An 8,161-nucleotide genomic window follows, 5' to 3' on the forward strand; every position below is an offset into this window, starting at 1 on the left:
ATCTGCCGCCCGAGCGTGGGTTCGAGCGCGAGCTGAAGAAGCGGGTGGAGTATTTCGCCAAGCTCAGGTCGAAGCGGCAGGACGGGTGATCCCGGTTAACGGGGCGTGAAGAGGCTTCGGCGAGGGGGGCACGCAACACCCTTGGCCGATGCGGGGAAAGCCCTTGAACCGTTGGGTTAAACCTTGCTCTTCTCCAGCAATCTGGCGGTATGTTTCCTATCTGTTTTCCGTATGGATTCCATCCATACGCGCGTAGGGGCGGCAAGCCGTTAACCGTGTCCGGCGATCGGCCCCCTGTCACCGCGGGCTAGGCCGCACGGCGGCTGCCAGAACATTGACAATCCGTCCCCCGCGCCGCAAAGCAGGTCCATGTCCCAGACCCTTCCCCTCATTGCCCTCGGCGGTGCCATCGGTTCGATGCTGCGCTATCTGATGGTCGCGGCCATCGGTGCGCCCTGGGGTACGGCGGCGGTGAACGTGCTGGGCAGTTTCACCATCGGCGTGCTGTTCATCCTGCTCGATTCCCGGATAGCATGGCAGCTGTTCCTGATGACCGGCGTGATCGGCGGTTTCACCACATTCTCGGCCTTTTCGCTGGACACGCTGAAGCTGATCCAGCAGGGCCAGTCGCTGCAGGCGGCGGCCTATGTGCTCGCCTCGGTCGCCCTGTCCCTGATCGCCGTCGCGCTTGGCGTGGCACTTGCCCGAGGCCTGCAATGACCGTCCAGAACCTGACCGTAACCGAGGATGAGGGCGAGCAAAGGCTGGACAAGTGGCTGCGCCGCCGCTTCCCGCAGTTGAACCAGGTTGCGGTGGAAAAGCTGTGCCGGACGGGACAGATCCGGGTCGACAGTGGGCGGGTCAAGGCCTCGGACCGGGTGATGCCGGGGCAGACCGTGCGGGTGCCGCCGCTGCCGGATGCTGCCCCCCGGACCGAGGCGCGGGTGCAGGGCGTTTCAGCTGCCGATGCGCGGATGATCCAGGCTGCGGTCCTCTACAAGGACGAGCACCTGATCGTGCTGAACAAACCCGCCGGCCTGCCATCGCAGGGCGGCTCGGGGCAGGGCGACCGGCATGTCGACGGTTTGGCCGAGGCGCTGAAATTCGGCTACAAGGACAAGCCCAAGCTGGTGCACCGGCTGGACAAGGACACCTCGGGCGTCCTGATGCTGGCCCGGACCGACCGGGTGGCGCGTGCGCTGTCGGAAGCGCTGCGCCACAGGGCTGCGCGCAAGATCTACTGGGCGGTCGTCGCGGGCGTGCCGCATCCCCGGCAGGGCTCGATCAAGTTCGCGCTGGAAAAGGCTCCGGGCCGGGGCAGGGGGGGCGAGGGCGAGAAGATGCTTTGTGTCCATCCCGCCAAGATGGCCGACCACCCGGATGCGAAGCGCGCCCATACCGATTATTTCACCCTGTGGTTCCTGGGCTCGCGCCTGTCCTGGATGGCGCTGGAGCCGGTGACGGGCCGCACGCATCAACTGCGCGCGCATATGGCCGAGATCGGGCATCCGATCCTGGGCGATGGCAAGTATGGCGGCAGCGAGACCGAGAATCTGGGCGACGGCTGGGGCGCCGGGGCCGGGGGGGAGCTGTCGAAGAAGCTGCACCTGCACGCGCGCAGCCTGACCATCGAGCATCCGATTACCAAGAAGCCGATGACCTTCACCGCGCCTTTGCCAGAGCATATGGCCCGCACCTGGAAGCTTCTGGACTGGAAGGAAGGTGACGTCCCCGCCGACCCGTTCGAGGTGATCCGGTGAGCGTCTGGTCCGCGCGCCGTTTCTGGACGAGCGCGACTGCCGTTCCCGTCGAGGGCGGCTTCACCGTGCATCTGGACGCGCGCCCGGTGCGCACGCCGCTGAAAGCGCCGCTGGTGCTGCCGACGCAAGCGCTGGCCGAGGCGGTGGCGGCGGAGTGGCAGGCGCAGGAGGGCAGGATCGACCCCGAGACGATGCCCTTCACCCGCACGGCGAATTCGGCCATCGACAAGGTTGCGCCGCAGCAGGACGCGGTGGTGGCGATGCTGGCCGCCTATGGTGCGACGGACCTGTTGTGCTACCGCGCCGAGGGGCCGGCCGATCTGGTGGCGCGGCAGGCCGAGGCCTGGGACCCGCTGCTGGACTGGGCCGCGCAGGCGCTGGGCGCACCGCTTCTGGTCACGACGGGCGTCATGCATATCGACCAGCCGCCGGAAAGCCTTGGCATGCTGTACCGGCGGGTGAGCCTGTTTGATCCCTTCCAGTTGTCGGCGTTCCATGACCTCGTCGCCATCTCCGGCTCGCTGGTGCTGGGCCTTGCGGTGACGGCGGGGCGGCTTGGCGCGGAAGCGGCCTGGACCCTGTCGCGGATCGACGAGGACTGGCAGATTTCGCTCTGGGGCGAGGACGAGGAAGCCGCGGAAATTGCGGCCCGCAAACAGGCGGCCTTTCTGCAGGCCGACCGATTCTTCGGATTGTGTGGGTAACATTTCTGCCCAAACTTGCGGCAAGAGAGAATGCACTGCTTGTTTGCGGGGGATAACCCACCGGAAACAGGCGTTTTTCCTGAAATCCTCAGTGCCCGCTTGACCAACAAAAGCGCTTTAGCCGAAACTGTCCCCAGTGGGGGGCCTGGCCTCCTGCAACAAGCATCGACGCGATGCATTCGCGCTGCACAAAAAAACGTGGCCCCTGGAAGGGCCGCCTACTCAGGAAGAGGTAAGAATGAAAAAATCCGTATTCTTCGGCGCACTCGCGGCCACCACGCTGGTCTCGGGGCTGGCGCTGGCCGGCACGCTTGACGACGTCAAGGCGCGCGGCGAGCTGATCTGCGGGTCGAACACCGGCCTCACCGGCTTCGGCGCCCCGGACGCCAGCGGCAACTGGGCCGGCTTCGACGTGGACCTGTGCCGCGCCATCGCCGCGGCGGTGCTGGGCGACCCGACCAAAGTGAAGTTCGTGCCGACCACCGGCGAGACCCGCTTCACCGCGCTGCAGTCGGGCGAAGTGGACGTGCTGGTCCGCAACTCGACCTGGACCTTCTCGCGCGATACCGAACTGGCGCTGGATTTCGTGGCGGTGAACTACTACGACGGCCAGGGCTTCATGGTGAAGAAGGACCTTGGCGTTTCGTCGGCCAAGGAACTGGACGGCGCGACCGTCTGCATCCAGACCGGTACCACGACCGAGCTGAACCTGGCCGACTTCTTCAAGCAGAACAACATCACCTACCAGCCCGTCACCGTGGCCGATGACTCGGAAGCGCAGCGGCAATATCTGGCCGGCGCCTGCGACGCCTACACCACCGACGCTTCGGGCCTGGCCGCCAGCCGTGCGACCATGCCGGATGCCGACAACCACATCATCCTGCCCGAGATCATCTCGAAAGAGCCGCTCGGCCCGGTGGTGCGGCACGGGGACAGCAACTGGGGCGACGTCGTCCGCTGGACCTACTTCGCCCTGCTGATCGCCGAAGAGAAAGGCATCACCAAGGCCAATGTCGAGGAAGTCCTGGCCTCGACCGCGGATGAAGAGGTCAAGCGTCTTCTGGGCGCCTCGGGCGACATGGGCGCGAAGATCGGTCTGGACAACGCGGCCTTCAAGAACGCCATCGCTGCCGTCGGCAACTATGGCGAGGTCTTCGCGCGCAACATCGGCGAGGGCACCACGATCAACCTGGCCCGCGGCCTGAACGCGCTGTGGACCCAGGGCGGGCTGCAATACGCGCCGCCCTTCCGGTGATCGAGCCTTCGGGGGTGCCTTCGGGCGCCCCCGTTCTTTTTCAAGCAATAAACCCGCAAGGCCGAGGCAGGGACCTCATCGCCACCGGAAACTCGGGGCTGCCTACGGGAAACAGGGGGTAGCCATGGCAATGGCAACGGACGCGCCGAAAGATGGCTTTCGGCTCTCGATGCTCATCTACGATACACGCTACAGGTCCTACACGATCCAATTGGTCGTGCTGGTTCTCTTCGCGCTGGCGGTCGCCTGGCTGCTGAACAACACGGCGCAGAACCTGGCGGCCCGCGGGAAGGTCTTCAACTTCGGCTTCCTCTGGCAACGCGCGGGCTATGACATCGGCCAGCAGCTGATCCCCTACAACAACGACGACAACCACTTCCGCGCGCTGCTGGTCGGGTTGATCAACACGCTGGTCGTGGCCTTCTTCGGCTGCATCTTCGCCACCATCCTTGGGGTGACGGTCGGGGTCTTGCGGCTGTCGCGAAACTGGCTCGTCAGCCGGATGATGACGGTCTATGTCGAAACCTTCCGCAACGTGCCGCTTCTGCTGTGGATCCTGTTGTCCTATGTCATCCTGTCGGAAACGACGCCGCTGCCGAAGGACTTCAAGGTCACGGACGAGATGATCGCTGCGGGCGAGGCGCCGAAAGCCTCGATGATCCTGTTCGATACCGTCGCCGTCACCAACCGGGGCACGAATGTCCCTGCGCCGCTGTTCGAGCGCGGGCTCGGCACGCTCGACCTCGGCTTCATGTCGCTGAACCTGACCTTCTGGGCCGTGGTCGCGGTCATCGCCGGTTCGGTCTTCGTCAACCGCCGCATGCTGGCATCGGCCCGCGCCACCCAGGAGGCGACGGGGGTGCGGCCGGTGACGTGGTGGAAGTCGATTCTGGTGCTCTTCGCGCCGGTGATCGTGCTTCTGGTCGCCATGGGCTTCCATCTGGACGTTCCCGTGCTCAAGGGGTTCAACTTCCAGGGCGGCATCCTGGTCGCGCACAGCTTCACCGCGCTTCTGATCGCGCTGACCCTTTATACCGCCGCCTTCATCGCCGAGATCGTGCGGGCCGGGATCATGGCAATCAGCCGGGGGCAGTCCGAGGCCGCCTTCGCGCTGGGCCTGCGTCCCAACCGCACGATGAGCCTGATCATCCTGCCGCAGGCGCTGCGGGTCATCATCCCGCCGCTGATCAGCCAGTATCTGAACCTGACCAAGAACACCTCGCTGGGGATCGCGGTCAGCTATCTGGACCTGCGCGGCACGCTGGGGGGCATCACGCTGAACCAGACGGGGCGCGAGCTGGAATGCATGCTCTTGATGATGCTGATCTATCTGGCGATCAGCCTGTCGATCTCGACAGTGATGAACCTCTACAACAAATCCGTCCAGCTGAAGGCGCGGTGAGATGAGCGAGACGCATGCCCAAACCGTCACTTTCGTCCGCGAAACCATGCTGCCGCCCGTGGCGCCCCCGTTGGGCGAACGCGGTGCGGTGAAATGGCTGCGCGCGAACCTGTTCTCGACGCCGCTGAACATCGCGCTGACCGTGATCGGCCTTCTGGCGGTCTACTGGCTGATCTCGTCCTCGCTGCCCTGGTGGCTGAATTCGGTCTGGAACGCCTCGTCCCTGGGCGAGTGCCGCCAGATCGTTGCCGCCAATGCCGGTGAGGGCGCGACCGGGGCCTGCTGGGCGATGATCCGCGAGCGCTGGCACCAGTTCCTGTTCGGCTTCTACCCGCCGAGCCAGTGGTGGCGCCCGATCCTTGCCTTCGGCCTGCTGTTCGGCGCGCTGGCCCCGGTGCTGTTCTCGGGGCAGAAGCGCAACCTGACCATCGTGCTGGGCGCGGTGCTGGTCTTCCTGCTGGTGACGCTCACTCTCGCCGGGACGCCGGGCTTTCCCTTCGCGCTGGCTATCGCCCTTGTCGTGGGGATGCTTGCGCTGGCCCAGGTGCAGCCCGGCAAGCTGCTCTGGTTCACGCTGATCTATCCGGCGCTGTGCTTCTGGCTTCTGTGGGGCGGGTCGGTCTGGGCGCCCATCGTGGCGATGGCAGGGTTCGGCATCCTGTACGCCGTCTTCCGCCTGGCTTCGCCGCTCATTGGCCTTGCGCCCGCAGCCGGGGCGGGCATCGTCGTGGCCGTGCTGTGGTGGCTTTACGCGGACAAGGCAGCGGTCGGTGTCCTGCACGGCATCCTGCCTCTGGCGCTGCAATCCATCAACTCCGACCAGTTCGGCGGCTTCCTTCTGGCCATCGTCATCGGTGTCACCGGCATCGCCTTCTCGCTGCCCATCGGCATCTTGCTTGCCTTGGGCCGCCAGTCGGACATGCTGATCGTCAAGACGCTGTCGGTCGGCTTCATCGAGTTCATCCGCGGCGTGCCGCTGATCACGCTGCTCTTCACCGCCTCGCTTCTGTTGCAGTACTTCCTGCCGCCGGGGACGAACTTCGACATCATCCTGCGGGTGATCATCCTGGTCACCTTCTTCGCCGCCGCCTACCTGGCCGAGGTGATCCGGGGCGGACTGGCCGCCCTGCCTAGGGGTCAGTACGAGGCAGCGGATGCGCTGGGGCTGGACTACTGGCGGGCGCAGCGGCTGATCATCCTGCCGCAGGCGCTGAAGATCTCGATCCCCGCTATCGTCTCCACCTTCATCGGGCTTTTCAAGGACACCACGCTGGTCGCCTTCGTCGGCCTGATGGACCCCTTGAAGGGCGTCACCCAGATCGTCCGTGCCGACATCAACTGGAAGGGCATCTACTGGGAGCCCTACATCTTCGTCGGCGTCATCTTTTTCGTCATCTGCTTCGGCATGTCGCGGTACTCCATGTACCTCGAACGCAAGCTGAAGACCGATCATCGCTAAGGGCACATCATGGCAGAAGCAGCTAAAATGCAGGTCTCGGACGAAGTCGCGATCCAGATCACCGGAATGAACAAGTGGTACGGTCAGTTCCACGTGCTGCGCGACATCAACATGACTGTCCAGCGCGGCGAGCGGATCGTGATCTGCGGACCGTCGGGGTCGGGGAAATCGACGCTGATCCGCTGCATCAACCGGCTGGAGGAACACCAGCAGGGCCAGATCATCGTCGACGGCACCGAGCTGACCAACGACCTGAAGAACATCGACAAGGTCCGGTCCGAGGTCGGGATGGTGTTCCAGCACTTCAACCTGTTCCCGCATCTGACGATCCTGGAGAACCTGACGCTGGCGCCGATCTGGGTGCGCAAGGTGCCGAAGAAGGAAGCCGAGGAAACGGCGATGTATTTCCTGTCGAAGGTGAAGATCCCGGAACAGGCGCACAAATACCCCGGCCAGCTTTCCGGCGGCCAGCAGCAGCGGGTGGCCATCGCGCGCAGCCTGTGCATGAAGCCGCGGATCATGCTGTTCGACGAGCCGACCTCGGCCCTTGACCCCGAGATGATCAAGGAAGTGCTGGACACGATGATCGAGCTGGCGAAGGAAGGCATGACCATGCTTTGCGTCACCCATGAGATGGGCTTCGCCCAGGCGGTGGCGAACCGGGTCATCTTCATGGACCAGGGCCAGATCGTCGAGCAGAACGAGCCGAAGGAGTTCTTCAACAATCCGAAGAGCGACCGGACCAAGCTGTTCCTCAGCCAGATCCTCGGTCACTGACCGCGGGTCAGAGCGGTTTGACGAACAGGATCCACTCGGAGGCATCCACCTGCCAGTCGCCCTTGACCAGCGGGCGGCGGGCGATTTCGCGGAAGCCCTTCGAGCGGTAGAGGCGCAGCGCGTCCTGATGGGTGTCCTCGGCGATCAGGCTGATCGTGGCGTGGCCTGCGTCACGGGCGATGGCTTCGGCCTTTGCCAGAAGCGCGCTGCCAAGGCCCTTGCCGCGATGGGCTTCATAGGTGGCCAGAACGTTCAGATACCAGGACCCCGGCGCCAGCGCCTCCAGCTGCAGAAGCGGCACGAAGATCGGCGGGGTGTCGGGGTCGATGGGGGCGGGCTCGGGGTCGGCGGGATAGCCGAGGAGACAGGCGGCGACCTCGCCCTCTGCCTCGGCCAGCCAGGCGTTGCGGAAGGAGAAGTTGCCGGTCTCGCGCGCGGCACGTTCGCGGCCATAGGCCCAGGGGTCGCCCTCGGGCCCGACCGAGCGCTTCCAGAAATGCAGCGGCAGGTCGTCGGCCGCCATGTTGATGAAGCGCGTCAGATGCTCGGCATCACTCGCCCTGGCTTCACGGATCGACATGGTGGCACCTTCCTGATTCCGGTTCGCCGGAAGACATAGACCATCCGCTTGCGCATTGGCAGGCTTTACCGGCAGGGAAATCCGTTTCCCCGGATGGACTATGGACAGCCCGCGAGGCCCGCCCTACCAATCGGAGAGACCACAGCGATCCTTGGAAGGACTGACATGAGCGACATGGTTTTCCGCTTTCCCGCCCCCGGCCCCGAGCCGATGCTGACCGACCT

At 64.9% G+C, this 8,161-nt stretch carries 8 protein-coding genes; 7 read left to right on the forward strand and 1 reads right to left on the reverse strand.

Translation table 11 applies throughout. The annotated features are described in order from the left end of the window. Positions 1 to 369 precede the first annotated feature (369 nt). The 7 genes from crcB to V7Q39_RS17235 all read left to right on the forward strand — a co-directional run bounded on the left by crcB (position 370) and on the right by V7Q39_RS17235 (position 7,357). Positions 370 to 720, forward strand: coding sequence for a fluoride efflux transporter CrcB (gene crcB, locus V7Q39_RS17205; RefSeq protein ID WP_333817844.1), 351 nt, complete (start codon positions 370 to 372; stop codon positions 718 to 720). After that, positions 717 to 1,760, forward strand: coding sequence for an RluA family pseudouridine synthase (locus V7Q39_RS17210; protein ID WP_333817845.1), 1,044 nt, complete (start codon positions 717 to 719; stop codon positions 1,758 to 1,760). The genes crcB and V7Q39_RS17210 overlap by 4 nt, the downstream gene beginning before the upstream one ends. Continuing rightward, on the forward strand, positions 1,757 to 2,464 hold the full coding sequence (locus tag V7Q39_RS17215) for an ATP12 family chaperone protein (RefSeq protein WP_333817846.1): 708 nt from the start codon (positions 1,757 to 1,759) through the stop codon (positions 2,462 to 2,464). The genes V7Q39_RS17210 and V7Q39_RS17215 overlap by 4 nt, the downstream gene beginning before the upstream one ends. A 238-nt stretch (positions 2,465 to 2,702) precedes the next feature. Beyond that, the gene (locus V7Q39_RS17220) at positions 2,703 to 3,719 is read left to right on the forward strand and encodes an amino acid ABC transporter substrate-binding protein (RefSeq protein WP_333817847.1); all 1,017 of its coding nucleotides are present in this window, start codon (positions 2,703 to 2,705) and stop codon (positions 3,717 to 3,719) included. A 124-nt stretch (positions 3,720 to 3,843) separates the two neighbouring features. Then, a complete protein-coding gene (locus V7Q39_RS17225) occupies positions 3,844 to 5,121 on the forward strand; it encodes an amino acid ABC transporter permease (protein WP_333817848.1) in 1,278 nt (425 codons plus the stop codon). A gap of 1 nt (position 5,122) precedes the next feature. Then, on the forward strand, positions 5,123 to 6,580 hold the full coding sequence (locus V7Q39_RS17230; RefSeq protein ID WP_333817849.1) for an amino acid ABC transporter permease: 1,458 nt from the start codon (positions 5,123 to 5,125) through the stop codon (positions 6,578 to 6,580). A 9-nt stretch (positions 6,581 to 6,589) separates the two neighbouring features. Next, entirely contained in the window at positions 6,590 to 7,357 is a 768-nt protein-coding gene (locus tag V7Q39_RS17235) for an amino acid ABC transporter ATP-binding protein (RefSeq protein ID WP_333817850.1), read from the forward strand. A gap of 7 nt (positions 7,358 to 7,364) precedes the next feature. Here V7Q39_RS17235 and V7Q39_RS17240 read toward each other — a convergent pair whose 3' ends face one another. Beyond that, entirely contained in the window at positions 7,365 to 7,937 is a 573-nt protein-coding gene (locus tag V7Q39_RS17240) for a GNAT family N-acetyltransferase (RefSeq protein WP_333817851.1), read from the reverse strand. Positions 7,938 to 8,161: the final 224 nt, after the last annotated feature.

The organism is Tabrizicola sp., assembly GCF_036781545.1.
In the GTDB taxonomy this organism is placed as follows: Bacteria; Pseudomonadota; Alphaproteobacteria; order Rhodobacterales; family Rhodobacteraceae; genus Tabrizicola.

Coding starts and splice junctions, on each gene's coding strand:
- crcB (WP_333817844.1), top strand. CDS start 370: ATGTCCCAGACCCTTCCCCTCATTGCCCTCGGCGGTGCCATCGGTTCG.
- V7Q39_RS17210 (WP_333817845.1), top strand. CDS start 717: ATGACCGTCCAGAACCTGACCGTAACCGAGGATGAGGGCGAGCAAAGG.
- V7Q39_RS17220 (WP_333817847.1), top strand. CDS start 2,703: ATGAAAAAATCCGTATTCTTCGGCGCACTCGCGGCCACCACGCTGGTC.
- V7Q39_RS17225 (WP_333817848.1), top strand. CDS start 3,844: ATGGCAATGGCAACGGACGCGCCGAAAGATGGCTTTCGGCTCTCGATG.
- V7Q39_RS17230 (WP_333817849.1), top strand. CDS start 5,123: ATGAGCGAGACGCATGCCCAAACCGTCACTTTCGTCCGCGAAACCATG.
- V7Q39_RS17235 (WP_333817850.1), top strand. CDS start 6,590: ATGGCAGAAGCAGCTAAAATGCAGGTCTCGGACGAAGTCGCGATCCAG.
- V7Q39_RS17240 (WP_333817851.1), bottom strand. CDS start 7,937: ATGTCGATCCGTGAAGCCAGGGCGAGTGATGCCGAGCATCTGACGCGC.